Consider the following 16,105-nt stretch of genomic DNA (forward strand, 5'->3'; position numbering starts at 1 on the left):
AAGGTGGCTCCTACCCGTGATCCCTGAGCAAAGCACCTTCCGCGACCCATCACTAAACGACGCCGGAGTTATCCTCTTTATGCCTCCACTGAAGGAGGCATATCGCGACCGCCCTGGCGCCTTTCATGGTGTTACGCTTATCCGTACTTTGCCAAATTATCGCTGCGGTAAGTACTGCAGCGGGTTGACGGATTTCCCCTTGTAACGAATTTCAAAATGTAATCTTGTTGAGCTGGTTCCGGTGCTACCCATGGTAGCGATTTTCTGCCCCGCTTTGACTTCCTGTTGCTCCCGAACCAGCATGGTATCGTTATGAGCGTAGGCACTCAGGTAATCATCGTTGTGTTTGATGATAATAAGATTACCGTAACCGCGCAGTGCGTTACCGGCATAGACGACGCGCCCATCGGCGGTCGCGACAATAGCCTGTCCTTTACTGCCTGCAATGTCGATACCTTTATTGCCGCCTTCCGCGCCGCTAAAGTTCTCGATAACCTTGCCATCAGTCGGCCAGCGCCATGATGAGATCGGCGAACTGGTAGACGTACTGCTTGCAGTCGGTTGGGTTGTGCTAACGGTTGATGGCGCCGTAACCGGAGCGACCGTCGTCGTGGTCGTTGCTGGTTTATTATTCGGCAACATCTTAGTAGCACTCTGTTCACCTGAAGATTCAGAATACGTAATAGTCGGTTGTGACGCAACCACTGCGGTGGATTTTTGTGCAGAAGTTGTGGTGGCCGTCGCACCGCCGCTTGCCTGCGCGCTAGCCTGAGATACCGGATTTTCGCCGGTGATCGGCTGGCCTGCGGAGTTGCCGACCTGCAGCACCTGACCCACGTTCAGCGCGTACGGCGCCGGGACGTTGTTGCGTTCCGCAAGGTCGCGGAAATCGTTGCCGGTGACCCACGCGATATAGAACAGGGTATCGCCGCGCTTAACGGTATAGGTACTGCCGCCGGTATAGCTACCTTTCGGAATATCGCCATATTTACGGTTGTAAACAATCTTACCGTTCACCGTCTGCACCGGCTGCTGTGCCATCGGCTGAACCTGGGTCGGCTGAGTCTGAATTGGCTGGGTCTGCATCGGTTGAATCGGCTGAGCCGGAGGAACTTGCTGCCCGCCGGAAGATGGCGGCGTAATCAGCATCCCGGAATTGGTGCTGGAGGACGCAGCGCCGCTTGCCGAATTCACCGGCGCAGGCGGATTATTGGTATTTGTACACCCGGCCAGCCAGAGTGAAACCAGTGACAACGCCGCAATACGGCTTACGGTAAATTTTGGGCTTCCCGCGCTCATTTATCCCCCAGGAATATGTTAACTGCCAATATCTTGCTTACCGGGCAGCGCCCGGCCAGGACACTGAAAAATGTGTCCACCCTACGCCTAAACTTAGGCAAAAAAAACCTGGAATAATCCGGGTTCAGGCCAGCTCCCCTCTGACGAGCGGAACAAAGCGAACGGCTTCGACGGTATCGATGAAAAACTCGCCGCCGCGGCGACGGATCCGCTTCAGATACTGATGTTCTTCACCGACCGGCAAAACCAGCACGCCGCCTTCATCAAGCTGCGCCATCAGCGCGGCCGGAATTTCCGGCGGCGCGGCGGTGACGATAATCGCGTCAAAAGGCGCGCGAGCCTGCCAACCCTGCCATCCATCTCCATGACGGGTTGAAACATTATGTAAATCAAGTTGTTTAAGACGCCGACGCGCCTGCCACTGCAGGCTCTTAATCCGCTCGACCGAGCAGACGTGGTGCACGAGGTGCGCCAGGATCGCCGTCTGATAGCCGGAGCCGGTGCCGATTTCCAGCACCCTTGAGTCCGGCGTCAGTTCCAGAAGCTCCGTCATCCGCGCCACCATATAGGGCTGCGAGATAGTTTGCCCCTGGCCAATCGGCAGCGCGGTGTTTTCCCACGCCTTATGTTCAAAGGCTTCATCAACGAATTTTTCGCGCGGAACCTGCGCGATTGCCTCGAGGACTCGCTCATCGACGATGCCCTGAGTGCGTAGCTGATTCAACAAACTTTCAACACGTTTACTTACCATTGCGTATCAACCCCGACGCGTTCTAACCAATCGGTCACCACCTCATGTGCCTGATGAGCGGTTAAATCGACATGCAATGGCGTTACGGAAACATAGCCTTCATCCACCGCCGCAAAATCGGTCCCCGGCCCGGCATCGCGCTTATCACCCGGCGGGCCGATCCAGTACAGCGTATTACCGCGCGGATCTTTTTGCGGAATGACCTGGTCGGCCGGATGGCGGTTGCCGCAACGGGTAACGCGAATACCTTTGATTTGCTCGAGGGGAAGATCCGGCACGTTGATGTTGAGGATCCGCCCGGTACGCAGCGGCTCGCGGCTTAACGCGCGCAGAATGGTGCACGTCACTGCCGCCGCGGTGTCGTAATGTTGATAGCCGTTCAGCGAAACGGCAAGGGCGGGAAAACCAAGATGGCGGCCTTCCATCGCCGCCGCGACGGTGCCGGAATAAATGACATCATCGCCAAGATTGGGGCCCGCGTTGATTCCTGAGACCACGATATCCGGACGCGGACGCATCAGCGCGTTAACGCCGAGATACACGCAGTCGGTCGGCGTGCCCATCTGGACGGCGATATCGCCATTTTCAAAGGTGAACGTGCGTAGAGAAGATTCCAGCGTGAGCGAGTTTGAGGCGCCGCTGCGATTACGATCGGGTGCAACAACCTGGACCTCGGCAAATTCGCGTAAGGCCTTCGCCAGGGTTTGGATCCCCGGCGCGTGGATACCGTCATCGTTACTCAGCAATATTCGCATAGTCACCCGTTGTATTGATAAGTTCCCTTACCACGCTGGTGGCAAAACTTCCCGCTGGCAGCCAGAAGCGCAGTTCAACAGTGACATCATCCCACCAGTTCCAGCACAATTGCTGCGGATACAGCAGCATCGCCCGGCGCGCGGCTTCAACTTTTTCGCGCGCCAGCAGCGCCTGTAGCGACGTTTCTTCGGCTATCGCGGCTTGCTCGGCGGCCAGCGCGTCGCGTTGGCTGCCCCAGTCGCCGCTGCCCGGCAGCGCAGCGGTAATCATCAGCTCGCGGTTATCGACCCGCGCCTGTAATTCCGCCAACTCTTCGGTGGTTGCCACAAACCAGCTTCCGCGCCCCGCTAATTGTAGCGCATCGCCATCAACAACCTGATTAAATTCCGTTTTTTTTAATCTAATTGCAACTTGCTGATTAAACAACGCGCTGCGTGCCGCCGACAACCAAAAACTGCGTTTATTGCGATCGCGCACCGGCTCGCCGCTCTCGGCCCAGCGCAATGCGCCCTGCAGGTTGCTACCGCCGATACCAAAGCGCTGCGCGCCGAAGTAGTTCGGCACGCCGCCGGCGGCAATCGCCTGCAAACGCTTTTCGACATCGTCGCGATCGCTGATTTCCCGCAGGATCAGCGTGAACTGGTTGCCCTTCAGCGCGCCTAAACGCAGCTTACGCTTATGGCGGGCATACTCCAGCACCTGGCAGCCTTCGAGCTGAAATTTGCTCAGATCCGGCATCTCTTTGCCCGGCACGCGGGCGCACAGCCACTGTTCGGTGACAGCGTGCTTATCCTTTTGCCCGGCAAAGCTCACTTCGCGCGCATGGATTTTAAGGAATTTCGCCAGCGCGTCGGCAACGAAACGGGTGTTGCAGCCATTTTTCAGAATCCGCACCAGCACATGTTCGCCTTCGCCATCGGGGGCGAAACCGAGGTCTTCGACCACCAGAAAGTCTTCCGGATTGGCCTTCAGCCGCCCCTGGCTGAGCGGCTTGCCGTGCAGGTATGTTAAGTCATCAAAGGCGATCATTGCGTAACCTTACGCAGCAGCGCCACCGCTTCACAGGCGATGCCTTCGCCACGGCCGGTGAAGCCAAGCTTCTCGGTGGTGGTCGCTTTCACATTGACGTCGTCCATATGGCAACCGAGATCTTCGGCGATAAATACGCGCATCTGCGGGATATGCGGCAGCATTTTTGGCGCCTGGGCAATGATGGTGACGTCAACGTTGCCAAGGGTATATCCCTTCGCCTGAATCCGCCGCCACGCTTCACGCAGCAGCTCGCGGCTATCCGCGCCTTTAAAGGCCGGATCGGTATCCGGGAACAGTTTGCCGATATCGCCCAGCGCCGCGGCGCCCAGCAGCGCGTCGGTCAGCGCATGCAGCGCGACGTCGCCATCGGAATGGGCAAGCAGCCCTTTCTCATAAGGAATACGTACCCCGCCAATAATAATTGGCCCTTCACCGCCAAAAGCGTGTACGTCAAAACCGTGTCCAATTCGCATTAAGCCTTCTCCTGGTGTCGGGAACGGGTAAGGTAAAATTCGGCCAGCGCCAGATCTTCCGGGCGCGTTACTTTAATATTATCAGCTCGTCCGGCGACCAATTCGGGATGGAAGCCACAGTACTCCAGCGCCGACGCTTCATCGGTGATGGTCGCGCCTTCATCCAGCGCGCGCGTCAGGCAGTCAAATAGCAGTTCTCGAGGGAAAAATTGCGGCGTCAGCGCATGCCATAAATCATTGCGTTCGACGGTATGGGCGATCGCGGTTTTGCCCGGTTCGGCACGCTTCATGGTATCGCGCACCGGCGCCGCCAGTATGCCGCCGACGCGGCTGGTCGCGCTTAGCGCCAGCAGCCGCGAGAGATCATCCTGATGCAGGCACGGACGCGCGGCATCATGAACCAGCACCCATTGCGCATCCGCTAAGGCTTTCAGCCCCGCCAGAACCGAATCGGCGCGCTCAGCGCCACCGTCAACGACGGTGACCTGCGGATGGTGGGCTAAGGGAAGTTGACTAAAGCGGATGTCGCCAGGGCTGACGGCGATCACCACCCGCTGAACGCGTTCGTTCGCCAGCAGCGCGGCGACCGAATGTTCGAGAATCGTTTTGTTACCGATTGAGAGATATTGTTTCGGGCACTCCGTTTGCATACGGCGGCCAAAACCGGCTGCCGGCACCACGGCGCAAACGCCCGGAAAAGTGGCTGCCATATTGTCATCCTGGGCTTGTTTATCGATTATTCTGCGCAGAACCCTGATTGCGTTTTGAGGCATCCGGCACCAGACGATAGAACGTTTCGCCCGGGCGGGTCATGCTGAGTTCATTGCGCGCGCGTTCTTCGATCGCTTCCTGACCGCCGTTGAGATCGTCAATTTCGGCGAAAAGCTGATCGTTGCGCGCTTTTAATTTGGCGTTAGTGGCCTGCTGAGCGGAGACATCGTCATTAACCCGGCTATAGTCGTGCAAACCATTTTTGCCAAACCACAGCGAGTACTGTAGCCAGACCAGCAAAGCTAATAATAGCAGCGTTAATTTACCCATCCTGCCCCCTGAAAAACGGCATCATCATCCCATAACTCGCCGGAGTACTCTACCCTGGCGCGCGGACGATGCCGCGTAACGCGGGGACTGTACCACATTTTTGCGATGGATACCCAGGCTTGATTCATCCCAAAAAGGCTATCCCAACAGCCAGAGGAACAGCAGACCAAACATTAGCCCGACGGTTAAAATCGTCGCGCAAACGCTGTAGATCAGTTTGCCGTCCAGTAATGAATGTAGCGCAATACCGACCACCACGGCGACCGGCATAATGGCAAGGAAGAAAGGCCAGGTATAGAGGAAGAAAAAGAGCGTATTACCGCCATACATGAGGAAGGGAATACCCAGCGCCAGCAGCCATGAAATAAAGCCCACGGCGGCGCCTGACAAAGACCAGGTGGTCTCGTCGCCGGCCGCCGGAGGCGGTTCTGAACGAATAATACTGAGGTTCTGGGTATTGCGCATATTGAATCCTGTTGACCGGGCGACCGGCACCCCTCGATGCCGTTGCCTTTTCAGGATCTGATAATATCGCTCTGTCGAAGCAGGTCTAATAGTTGGTGCACCAAATTTGTTACCAATTGTTCACCATCCAGATGAATTTCAGCATTCTCCGGGGATTCATAGACCGAATCGATACCGGTAAAATTACGCAACTCCCCTGCCCGCGCCTTCTTGTATAATCCTTTCGGATCCCGCGTCTCACAAGTGGCCAGCGGGGTATCGACAAACACTTCGATAAAGCGTCCTTCCCCCAAACGCTCGCGCACCATCTGCCGTTCCGCACGATGCGGAGATATAAACGCGGTCAATACAACCAGCCCGGCATCGACCATCAGCTTAGCTACTTCACCAACGCGGCGAATGTTCTCTTTGCGATCGTCGTCACTGAATCCCAGATCGCTACACAGCCCGTGACGCACATTATCGCCGTCAAGCAAGTAGGTGCTAACGCCAAGCTCGTGCAGCGCCTCCTCCAACGCCCCGGCGACGGTGGATTTACCCGACCCCGAGAGGCCGGTAAACCACAGCACCACGCCGCGATGGCCGTGATGCTGCTCGCGCTGCTCGCGGGTCACCGGATGCGCATGCCAGACGACGTTTTCGTCATGCCGGGCCATTACTTGCCTCCCAGCAGATCGCGTGCGTCCCAGTGCGGGAAGTGTTTACGAATCAGCTGATTCAGCTCCAGCTCAAACGCGCTGTACTGCGACGTCGGAGCCTGCGCCTGCAGGTGCGGTTCGTTGACCATTCCCGCGCCAACCGTCACATTGCTCAGGCGGTCGATAAAGATAAGCCCGCCGGTCACCGGGTTGTCCTGATACGGATCGAGCACCAGCGGCTCGTCAAAGGTCAGCTCCACCAGCCCGATGCCGTTCAGCGGCAGCGCTTCGACTTCACGCTGGGTCAGATTATTGATGTCGACCTGATAGCGGATAGCGTCAACGCGGGCGCGGGTTTTCTTGCCAGCCACTTTAATGTCATAGCTCTGACCCGGCGACAGCGCCTGTTCCGCCATCCACACGACGTCGATGCTGGCGCTTTGTACCGCGGGCAGCGAGGCTTCAGCGTCAACCAGCAAATCGCCGCGGCTGATGTCGATTTCATCTTTCAGGACGATAGTGATCGCTTCCCCCGCCCCGGCCTGCGGCAGGTCGCCGTCAAAGGTGACAATACGCGCCACGTTCGACTCCACGCCCGACGGCAGCACCTTCAGACGCTGGCCAACGGTGACCGTACCGGAAGCGACGGTACCGGAGAAGCCGCGGAAATCCAGGTTCGGACGGTTCACGTATTGCACCGGGAAGCGCAGCGGCTGGCTTTCGACATCGCGCTGGATGTCAACGGTTTCCAGCACTTCCAGCAGCGTCGGGCCGCTGTACCACGGCATTTTGTCGCTCTGTGTGGCGACGTTATCCCCTTCCAGCGCCGACAGCGGCACGAAACGGATATCAAGCTTGCCCGGCAGTTGTTCGGCGAAGGTCAGATAATCTTCACGAATTTCATTGAAGCGCGCTTCGCTGAACTCGACGAGATCCATTTTGTTCACCGCGACCACCAGGTGCTTAATCCCTAATAACGTGGAGATAAAGCTGTGGCGGCGAGTCTGGTCGAGCACGCCTTTGCGGGCGTCGATCAGCAGGATCGCCAGATCGCAGGTGGACGCGCCGGTCGCCATATTACGGGTGTACTGCTCGTGGCCCGGGGTGTCGGCAATAATAAATTTGCGTTTTTCGGTCGAGAAGTAGCGATAGGCGACATCAATGGTGATGCCCTGCTCGCGCTCGGCCTGCAGACCATCCACCAGCAGCGCCAGATCCAGTTTCTCGCCCTGAGTACCGTGACGCTTGCTGTCATTGTGCAGAGAAGAGAGCTGATCTTCATAAATCTGGCGCGTATCGTGCAGCAGACGGCCGATCAAGGTGCTTTTGCCGTCATCGACGCTGCCGCAGGTCAGAAAACGCAGCAGGCTTTTGTGCTGTTGCGCGTGCAGGTAAGCTTCTACGCCGCCTTCATTAGCAATTTGTTGTGCAATCGTAGTGTTCATGGCGGCTCCTTAGAAATAACCCTGACGTTTTTTCAGCTCCATGGAGCCTGCCTGGTCGCGGTCAATGACGCGCCCCTGACGTTCGCTGGTGGTGGATACCAGCATCTCTTCAATAATTTCCGGCAGCGTTTGCGCGTTGGACTCTACCGCGCCGGTCAGCGGCCAGCAGCCGAGGGTACGGAAGCGTACCATCTGCTTTTTGATCATCTCGCCCGGCTGCAGATCGATACGGTCGTCATCGATCATCATCAGCATGCCGTCGCGCTCCAGTACCGGGCGTTCTGCCGCCAGGTACAGCGGGACGATTTCAATATTTTCCAGGTAGATGTACTGCCAGATATCCAACTCGGTCCAGTTAGAGAGCGGGAAGACGCGAATGCTTTCGCCTTTGTTAATCTGACCGTTGTAGTTGTGCCACAGCTCCGGACGCTGATTTTTCGGGTCCCAGCGGTGGAAACGATCGCGGAAGGAGTAAATTCGCTCTTTAGCGCGGGATTTCTCTTCATCGCGACGCGCGCCGCCGAATGCGGCATCAAAGCCATATTTGTTCAGCGCCTGCTTCAGGCCTTCGGTTTTCATGATATCGGTGTGCTTGGCGCTGCCGTGAACGAACGGGTTGATGCCCATCGCCACCCCTTCCGGGTTTTTATGCACGAGCAGTTCACAGCCGTAGGCTTTGGCGGTACGGTCACGGAACTCGTACATCTCACGGAATTTCCAGCCGGTATCGACGTGCAGCAGCGGGAACGGCAGGGTTCCCGGATAAAACGCTTTGCGCGCCAGATGCAGCATTACGCTGGAATCTTTACCGATGGAGTACATCATCACCGGGTTAGAGAATTCGGCGGCCACCTCACGAATGATATGGATGCTTTCCGCCTCCAGTTGCCGCAGGTGAGTGAGTCGTTTTTGGTCCATAACCGTTCCTTAAGCCAGATTTACCACCGAAGAGTTAAACCCCTCGCTAGATGTTGTGTGTTGAAACCAGGCGAGCTGCTGATGCAGCTGTACCACTTCGCCCACCACCAGTAGCGCGGGCATTGGGGCATCTTTCGCCAGATGTTCGAGCTGTTGTAACGTGCCGGTCAGCGTCTGCTGATCCTCGCGGGTGCCGCGGGAAATCACCGCCACCGGGGTATTCGCGTCGCGGCCATGGGCGATCAGCTGAGCGCTGATGTCCGCCGCTTTCATGGTGCCCATGTAAATCGCCAGCGTTTGTTGGCTCTTCGCCAGCAGCGCCCAGTCAAACGGCGCGCTGTCAGATTTATAGTGACCGGTGACGAAAACTGCGCTTTGCGCATAATCGCGATGGGTCAGCGGAATGCCGGCATAGGCCGTCGCGCCCGCCGCGGCGGTGACGCCGGGCACCACCTGGAAGGGGATCCCGGCGGCGGCGGCGGCCTGCAGTTCTTCCGCGCCGCGCCCGAAGATAAACGGGTCGCCGCCCTTCAGGCGCACCACCGTTTTCCCGGCTTTGGCGGCATCCACCAGCATTTGATTCGTTTCGTGCTGCGGTACGGAGTGCTCGCCCGCGCGCTTACCTACGCAGATCATTTCGGCATCACGGCGCACCAGCTCGCGCACGCTCTCGGTCACCAGGTGGTCATAAAACACCACGTCCGCCTGTTGAATCGCCTGCAGTCCGCGTAGCGTCAGCAGCCCGGCATCTCCCGGCCCGGCGCCAACCAGAATAATTTCACCCATGCTGCGTTCCGGTCTGTCGAGTTCATCCTGGAGCGCTCGTTCCGCCGCCGCGTGGTTACCTGCCACCATCAGGCTGGCAAAACGCCCGGTGAAAACGCGCTCCCAGAAGCGACGCCGCGCTTCGGTGGTGGTCAGACGGGTTTTGAGATGATGGCGCCAGTAGCTCGCCGTTTCGGCCAGCCGCCCCAGATTGGTGGGCAGTAGCGCTTCGATTTTTTCTCGCAGAATGCGCGACAGCACCGGCGCCTTGCCGCTGGAGGAGATCGCCACCAGCAATGGCGACCTGTCGACAATAGAAGGAAAGACGAATGAGCACAGCGGCTGGTCATCCACCACGTTCACCAGGCGGTAGCGGGCGTTAGCCGCGGCAAACACCCGCTGGTTGAGTTCACGATCGTCGGTTGCGGCAATCACCAGAAATACGTCGTCCACTTGTTGTTCATCAAAGGCGGTCGCCCGCCAGCTAATTTGCTGACGTTCCACCTGTTCAGCGAGCTCCGGCGACAGAACGGCGGCGACCACCAGTACCTTCGCCTGCGCCCGCAGCAAGAATTTAATCTTGCGGACGGCAATTTCACCGCCGCCGATAACCAGCACGGGTCTTTCTTTCAACTCGGCAAACAGGGGCAAGTAATCCACGGCGCAACAACTCTCTTACATTCAGCAATAGAGGGACTATAGGGGGCTGCTTTGAGCAAATGAAATTACGAAATGGAATGAGTTGTGACGCAAAAGAATAACGAGCTGGAAATCTAAATATCAAAAAGTGCTTAACGCGCGCATTTTCCGCTATTTAAGAGCAAATGAAATTGTTTAAGCGGCGTCACAGTTTCATACTAACGCCGTCGAAATGTTTTGCTCGTGTAAGGACCCACTATGTTTTCCGCGATGTGCCGCCGTCTGCTTCCGCTGGCGCTTGGCACAGGTTTTGTCTTCTCCGCCGCTCCGGCATTCAGCGCCCTGGGCGACACCGCAAATACGCAGGCCCGCCATATTGCTACCGTCTTTCCTGGAAGAATGACCGGTACGCCGGCCGAGATGCTGTCAGCCGATTATCTTCGTCAACAATTTGCCCAGATGGGTTATCAGAGCGACGTGCGCAGTTTCAATACCCGCTACATCTATACCGACAGCAACCAACGTAAGAACTGGCACAACGCCACCGGCAGTACGGTAATCGCCGCGCATGAGGGCCAGTCTCGCCAGCAAATTATCATTATGGCGCACCTCGATACCTATGCCCCGCAGAGCGATAAAGACGTAGAGAACAACCTCGGCGGCCTGACCCTGCAGGGGATCGACGACAATGCGATGGGGCTCGGCGTATTGCTGGAGCTGGCGGAACATTTAAAGAACGTCCCCACCCGTTACGGCATTCGCTTTATCGCCACCAGCGGCGAGGAAGAAGGCCGCCTGGGCGCGCAAAATTTGCTGAAACGCATGAGCGAGGCGGAAAAGAAAAACACGCTGCTGGTGATAAATCTCGATAACCTGGTGGTCGGCGATAAGCTCTATTTCAACAGCGGGCGCAGCACGCCGGCATCGGTACGTAAGCTGACCCGCGATCGCGCGTTGGCGATTGCCCGGAGCCACGGCATTGCCGCGTTCACCAATCCAGGGCTGAATCCGGAGTTCCCGAAAGGTACTGGCTGCTGTAACGACGCCAGCGTTTTTGACAGCGCCGGGATCCCGGTACTCTCCGTGGAAGCGACTAACTGGTCATTGGGTAAAAAGGATGGATATCAGCAGCGCAGTAAAACCCGCAGCTTCCCGCAGGGTACCAGCTGGCATGACGTGCAACTGGATAACCAACAGTATATCGACAAAGCGCTGCCGGGAAGGATCGAGCATCGCGGGCGCGATGTAGTCAAAGTGATGCTACCGCTGGTTAAAGAGCTGGCGAAAGTTGAGAAGAAAAACTGATTTGCGCAAAGCGAACCCGCGGTATAGCCCGCGTGTCCGCTTTGGAATAACACTCTCCGGCATAGCGCATCGCTTAGCCTTCGTGCAATCCGCACTCGCGCTTGAGGCCAAAGAAGCGGGTCTCTTCTTCCGCCATACCGGGTTCCCATTTACGGGTGGTGTGAGTGTCGCCGACGGACAAATACCCCTGCTCCCATAGCGGGTGGTATTTCAGGCCGTGCTTTTGCAGATACTGATAAACCGTCCGGTTATCCCAGTCGATAATCGGCAGCAGCTTAAAGACGCCGCGCTGGATAGCCAGCACCGGCAAATGCGCCCGGCTGCCGGACTGCTCGCGGCGCAGGCCAGCGAACCAGGTGCGGGTATTAAGCTCCTTCAGCGCCCGGTTCATCGGCTCAACTTTGTTGATTTCATTGTACTTCTCAATGCCTTCAACGCCCTGCTCCCACAGTTTGCCGTAGCGCGCTTCCTGCCAGGCGGCGCTTTCCGTCGCCCGGTAGACTTTAAGGTTCAGGTTGAGCTTCTCGGTTAATTCATCAATGAACTGATAGGTTTCCGGGAACAGATAGCCGGTATCGGTCAGGATCACCGGAATGTCCGGGCGCAGCTGATTCACCAGATGCAGGCTGACCGCTGCCTGAATACCAAAGCTTGAAGAGAGCGCATAGTCGCCGGGCAGGTTTTCCAGCGCCCATGCCACGCGTTCTTCGGCACTGAGTTTTTCCAGCTGAGTGTTAACTTCCGCCAGCGCCATTACGCGTTCTACTTTAGGCAGATCGTTCAGCGCGTTTAGATCGAGTTTGGACATAGATTCCTCACTGTGTGCCTTGCCTGATGGCGCTTCGCTTATCAGGCCTACGCGAATGGTAGGCCGGATAAGGCATTCATGCCGCTATCCGGCAATTCAGGTTATTCCCAGAAATCACGCGCTGGATCGAGCACCGGGCGAATGATGCCCGCACGCACCGTAAAGTCGCCGAAGCCTTCACCCGCTTCGCGCTCTTTCGCCCAGCGCCCTACCAGCTCGTCGAGCGAAGCAAGGATCTCCGGCTCGGTGATATTTTCACGATACATCCGTGGGATGCGCGTCCCGCTACGGTTGCCGCCGATATGCAGGTTATAGCGGCCAGGCGCTTTCCCAACCAGGCCAACTTCCGCCAGCATCGCGCGGCCGCAGCCGTTCGGGCAACCCGTGACGCGGGTTACGATATGCTCATCACCGACGCCGTGCTTGCTCATCACCTCTTCCACTTTGTCGATAAACGATGGCAGGAAACGCTCGGCTTCTGCCATCGCTAACGGACAGGTCGGGAACGACACGCAGGCCATCGAGTTCTCACGCTGCGCCGTGACGGCATTCATCAGGCCATGATCGCGCGCCAGTTTCTCGATCCGCGCTTTCTGATCTTCCGGTACGCTGGCGATGATCAGGTTCTGGTTGGCGGTGATGCGGAATTCACCTTTGTGAATCTTCGCGATCTCCAGCAGGCCAGTTTTCAGCGGGCGGCCCGGATAATCCAGAATACGGCCGTTCTCAATAAACAGCGTCAGGTGCCAGTTATTATCGATGCCTTTAACCCAGCCGATGCGATCGCCGCGGCCGGTAAACTCGTAAGGGCGAATCGGTTCAAATTTGATCCCGGCACGGCGCTCAACTTCCGCCTTGAAGGTCTCCACGCCGACGCGCTCGAGGGTATATTTGGTTTTCGCGTTTTTACGATCGGTACGGTTGCCCCAGTCACGCTGGGTGGTCACGACCGCTTCCGCCACCGCCAGAGTGTGCTCCAGCGGCAGATAGCCAAACTCGCTGGCGGTACGCGCATAGGTTTTCTTATTCCCATGCTCGATAGACAAACCGCCGCCCACCAGCAGGTTAAAACCAACCAGCTTGCCGTTTTCCGCAATCGCCACGAAGTTCATATCATTGGCGTGCAGATCGATATCGTTCTGCGGCGGGATCACCACCGTCGTTTTGAATTTACGCGGCAGATAGGTCTGGCCGAGGATCGGTTCCTCATCGGTGGTGGCGACCTTTTCCTGATCCAGCCAGATCTCAGCATAGGCGCGAGTACGCGGTAACAGATGCTCGGAGATCTTCTTCGCCCACTCGTAGGCTTCGGCGTGCAGCTGCGACTCAAACGGGTTAGAAGTGCACAGCACGTTGCGGTTCATGTCGTTAGCGGTCGCCAGCGCGTCCAGCCCAACGGAGTGCAGCATCTGATGCACCGGCTTCACGTTCTTCTTCAGAATACCGTGGAACTGGAAAGTCTGACGGTTAGTCAGGCGAATACTGCCGTAGATGGTGTTATCCGCGGCGAACTTATCGATCGCCTGCCACTGTTTGGTGGTGATAACGCCGCCCGGCAGACGGCAGCGCAGCAGCATCGCGTGGCGCGGCTCCAGTTTCTGCGCCGCGCGTTCCGCGCGAATATCGCGGTCGTCCTGCTGGTACATGCCGTGAAAGCGGATGAGCAGGAAGTTGTCGCCTTTAAAACCGCCGGTCAGGCCGTCATTTAAATCTTCCGCAATGGTGCCGCGCAGGTAGTTGCTCTCGATCTTCATACGCTCGGCGTCGGAGAGTTTACCTTCGACCACCAGCGGGCCAGGATGTTTTTCGCTCATTAGTAGACATCTCGCTGATAACGGCGCTCAACGCGCAGCTCACTTAAAAATTCGTCCGCCGCTTCGGCGTCCATCGCGCCGTATTCGGCAATCACTTCCAGTAACGCCTGCTCGACGTCTTTCGCCATACGATTGGCATCGCCGCAGACATAAATATGGGCGCCGTCGTTAATCCAACGCCACACTTCAGCCCCCTGCTCGCGCAGTTTGTCCTGTACATAGACTTTTTGTTGTTGATCGCGGGACCAGGCCAGGTCGATACGGCTCAGCACGCCCTCTTTGACGTAGCTCTGCCATTCCACCTGATAGAGGAAATCTTCCGTGAAGTGCGGATTGCCGAAGAACAACCAGTTCTTCCCTTCCGCCCCTTCCGCCGCGCGCTGCTGCATAAAGGCGCGGAACGGCGCGATCCCGGTTCCAGGGCCAATCATGATAACCGGGGTTTGCGGGTTAGCAGGCAGACGGAAATTGTCATTGTGTTCGATAAAGATGCGCACTTCACCATCTTCTTCCACGCGGTCGGCGAGGAAGCTGGACGCGCCGCCGGCGCGGGCGCGGCCTTCGATGTCATAACGCACGACGCCAACGGTAACGTGAACTTCGTTTTCCGCTTCTGCCTGCGAGGAAGCAATAGAGTAGAGGCGCGGCGTCAGCGGGCGAAGCAGGCCGATTAAGGCTTCTGCGTCCAGCTGTGCCGGCGAGAAGCGCACCATATCGACGATAGGCGTCGTGGCAGCGTAGTGCTGCAACTGCGCTTTATCGCCGACCAGCGGCAACAACGTTTCACTACGGGTCAGGGTGGCATAGTTCTCAACAATATTGGCGGTATTGACCGTCAGCTCAAAATGCCACTCCAGCGCTTGCGCCAGCGGCAGCGTTTTGCCTTCTACCGTGACCGGTTCATCACCCTTCAGCCACAGCAGCTCCACCAGCTCTTTGACCAGCGCCGGATCGTTCTGGTACCAGACGCCAAGAGCATCTCCCGGCTGATAACGCAGGCCGGAATCACCCAGATCGATCTCGATATGACGGACGTCTTTTTCCGAGTCGCGACCGGTTATTTTCTGATTCACTGCAAGCGTCGCCGTCAACGGCGCTTCTTTAGTATATGGGCTGGTGTGAATTTCATTGACCACGCCGCTGGTAGCAAGCTGGGCCGGCGCAGCCATCGGCGCGCGCGCCTTCAGCACATCCACTACGCGAGCGCGCCATTCCGCCGCCGCGGCTTGATATTCAACGTCGGCATCAACGCGATCGAGCAGGCGTTCGCCGCCCAGCTCGGCCAGTTTGCTGTCGAAATCTTTGCCGGACTGGCAGAAAAACTCATAGGAGGTATCGCCGAGACCAAACACCGCGAAGGCGGTGCCATCAAGCTTCGGCGCTTTCTTTGAAAACAGGAATTTATGCAATGCGACGGCTTCTTCCGGCGGCTCACCTTCGCCCTGGGTCGACGTCACCACGACCAACAGTTTTTCACCGGCGATTTGTTTGAATTTATAGTCGCCAGCGTTCACCAGTTTCACATTCAGCTGCGCGGCCTGCAGATCGTCGCGCAGCGCTTCAGCAACCCGACGCGCGTTGCCGGTTTGCGAAGCGGAAATCAGGGTGATGGCCGGCGCTTCTACCGCCTGAGCGGGCGCGCTTACCGCGGCGCCGGGCTGCTGGTTCAGCATGCCCCAGAAGTAGCCGGATACCCAAGCCAGTTGGGTTGGCGTAAAGTCGGTCGTGGCCGCCTGTAGGCGCGCCAGTTGCTCCGGGTTAAGCGGCAGCAGATTGGAAGGTGGGGCCTGTGTCGTCATGCGTCGTTATGTTCCAGTAAGCAAAGCTGTTATTCACGCCCTGTCAGCGCGACAAAAACAGAAGAGATTGTAAGGTTAACGGCGGGCATACTAACAATTAAAGAAGGGATGGAAATAACAAATAACCAAATGGACTAACCTGTTTTAGTTATAGTTA

The 16,105-nt window shown here is 57.4% G+C and carries 16 protein-coding genes; 1 reads left to right on the forward strand and 15 read right to left on the reverse strand.

Annotation, left to right across the window (positions count from 1 at the left end; translation table 11 throughout):
- Window positions 1-156: 156 nt before the first annotated feature.
- The 12 genes from nlpD to cysG form a co-directional block, all read right to left on the reverse strand.
- Complete coding sequence (nlpD, locus tag PGR23_RS16730; protein ID WP_047044288.1) at window positions 157-1,299, reverse strand: murein hydrolase activator NlpD; 1,143 nt, start codon at window positions 1,297-1,299, stop codon at window positions 157-159.
- Window positions 1,300-1,423: 124 nt separating this feature from the next.
- Window positions 1,424-2,050: a protein-L-isoaspartate(D-aspartate) O-methyltransferase gene (locus PGR23_RS16735; RefSeq protein ID WP_015369988.1), complete on the reverse strand. Its 627-nt coding sequence runs from the start codon at window positions 2,048-2,050 to the stop codon at window positions 1,424-1,426.
- Complete coding sequence (surE, locus tag PGR23_RS16740; RefSeq protein ID WP_015369987.1) at window positions 2,044-2,805, reverse strand: 5'/3'-nucleotidase SurE; 762 nt, start codon at window positions 2,803-2,805, stop codon at window positions 2,044-2,046. The genes PGR23_RS16735 and surE overlap by 7 nt, the downstream gene beginning before the upstream one ends.
- Complete coding sequence (gene truD, locus PGR23_RS16745; RefSeq protein ID WP_047044285.1) at window positions 2,786-3,835, reverse strand: tRNA pseudouridine(13) synthase TruD; 1,050 nt, start codon at window positions 3,833-3,835, stop codon at window positions 2,786-2,788. Before truD ends, surE begins: the two co-directional genes overlap by 20 nt.
- Window positions 3,832-4,311 carry a 2-C-methyl-D-erythritol 2,4-cyclodiphosphate synthase gene (gene ispF, locus PGR23_RS16750; RefSeq protein WP_047044283.1) on the reverse strand — a complete coding sequence of 160 codons (480 nt, stop codon included), beginning with the start codon at window positions 4,309-4,311 and terminating at the stop codon, window positions 3,832-3,834. The genes truD and ispF overlap by 4 nt, the downstream gene beginning before the upstream one ends.
- Window positions 4,311-5,021 carry a 2-C-methyl-D-erythritol 4-phosphate cytidylyltransferase gene (gene ispD, locus PGR23_RS16755; protein ID WP_047039060.1) on the reverse strand — a complete coding sequence of 237 codons (711 nt, stop codon included), beginning with the start codon at window positions 5,019-5,021 and terminating at the stop codon, window positions 4,311-4,313. The genes ispF and ispD overlap by 1 nt, the downstream gene beginning before the upstream one ends.
- Window positions 5,022-5,040: 19 nt before the next feature.
- On the reverse strand, window positions 5,041-5,352 hold the full coding sequence (gene ftsB / locus PGR23_RS16760; RefSeq protein ID WP_015369983.1) for a cell division protein FtsB: 312 nt from the start codon (window positions 5,350-5,352) through the stop codon (window positions 5,041-5,043).
- A gap of 138 nt (window positions 5,353-5,490) precedes the next feature.
- Entirely contained in the window at window positions 5,491-5,817 is a 327-nt protein-coding gene (locus tag PGR23_RS16765) for a DUF3561 family protein (protein WP_047044281.1), read from the reverse strand.
- Between the two features lie 50 nt (window positions 5,818-5,867).
- Complete coding sequence (gene cysC, locus PGR23_RS16770) at window positions 5,868-6,473, reverse strand: adenylyl-sulfate kinase (protein ID WP_047044279.1); 606 nt, start codon at window positions 6,471-6,473, stop codon at window positions 5,868-5,870.
- A complete protein-coding gene (gene cysN / locus PGR23_RS16775) occupies window positions 6,473-7,900 on the reverse strand; it encodes a sulfate adenylyltransferase subunit CysN (protein ID WP_047044277.1) in 1,428 nt (475 codons plus the stop codon). The genes cysC and cysN overlap by 1 nt, the downstream gene beginning before the upstream one ends.
- Window positions 7,901-7,909: 9 nt before the next feature.
- On the reverse strand, window positions 7,910-8,818 hold the full coding sequence (gene cysD, locus PGR23_RS16780; protein ID WP_015369979.1) for a sulfate adenylyltransferase subunit CysD: 909 nt from the start codon (window positions 8,816-8,818) through the stop codon (window positions 7,910-7,912).
- Between the two features lie 9 nt (window positions 8,819-8,827).
- Complete coding sequence (cysG, locus tag PGR23_RS16785; RefSeq protein WP_396280090.1) at window positions 8,828-10,234, reverse strand: siroheme synthase CysG; 1,407 nt, start codon at window positions 10,232-10,234, stop codon at window positions 8,828-8,830.
- Window positions 10,235-10,480: 246 nt separating this feature from the next.
- On the opposite strand from cysG, the gene PGR23_RS16790 reads away from it, so the two are divergent.
- A complete protein-coding gene (locus PGR23_RS16790; RefSeq protein WP_289578221.1) occupies window positions 10,481-11,527 on the forward strand; it encodes an aminopeptidase in 1,047 nt (348 codons plus the stop codon).
- 73 nt (window positions 11,528-11,600) lie between these two features.
- On the opposite strand, the gene cysH is transcribed toward PGR23_RS16790, so the two are convergent.
- The 3 genes from cysH to cysJ form a co-directional block, all read right to left on the reverse strand.
- Window positions 11,601-12,335: a phosphoadenosine phosphosulfate reductase gene (gene cysH, locus PGR23_RS16795; protein ID WP_015369976.1), complete on the reverse strand. Its 735-nt coding sequence runs from the start codon at window positions 12,333-12,335 to the stop codon at window positions 11,601-11,603.
- A 101-nt stretch (window positions 12,336-12,436) separates the two neighbouring features.
- The gene (cysI, locus tag PGR23_RS16800) at window positions 12,437-14,149 is read right to left on the reverse strand and encodes an assimilatory sulfite reductase (NADPH) hemoprotein subunit (protein ID WP_015369975.1); all 1,713 of its coding nucleotides are present in this window, start codon (window positions 14,147-14,149) and stop codon (window positions 12,437-12,439) included.
- Window positions 14,149-15,948 (reverse strand): NADPH-dependent assimilatory sulfite reductase flavoprotein subunit, encoded by a 1,800-nt coding sequence (gene cysJ / locus PGR23_RS16805; RefSeq protein ID WP_396279451.1) that lies wholly within the window; start codon window positions 15,946-15,948, stop codon window positions 14,149-14,151. The genes cysI and cysJ overlap by 1 nt, the downstream gene beginning before the upstream one ends.
- Between the last annotated feature and the right edge of the window lie 157 nt (window positions 15,949-16,105).

This window comes from Klebsiella sp. 141162, assembly GCF_050600755.1.
In the GTDB taxonomy this organism is placed as follows: Bacteria; Pseudomonadota; Gammaproteobacteria; order Enterobacterales; family Enterobacteriaceae; genus Klebsiella; species Klebsiella aerogenes.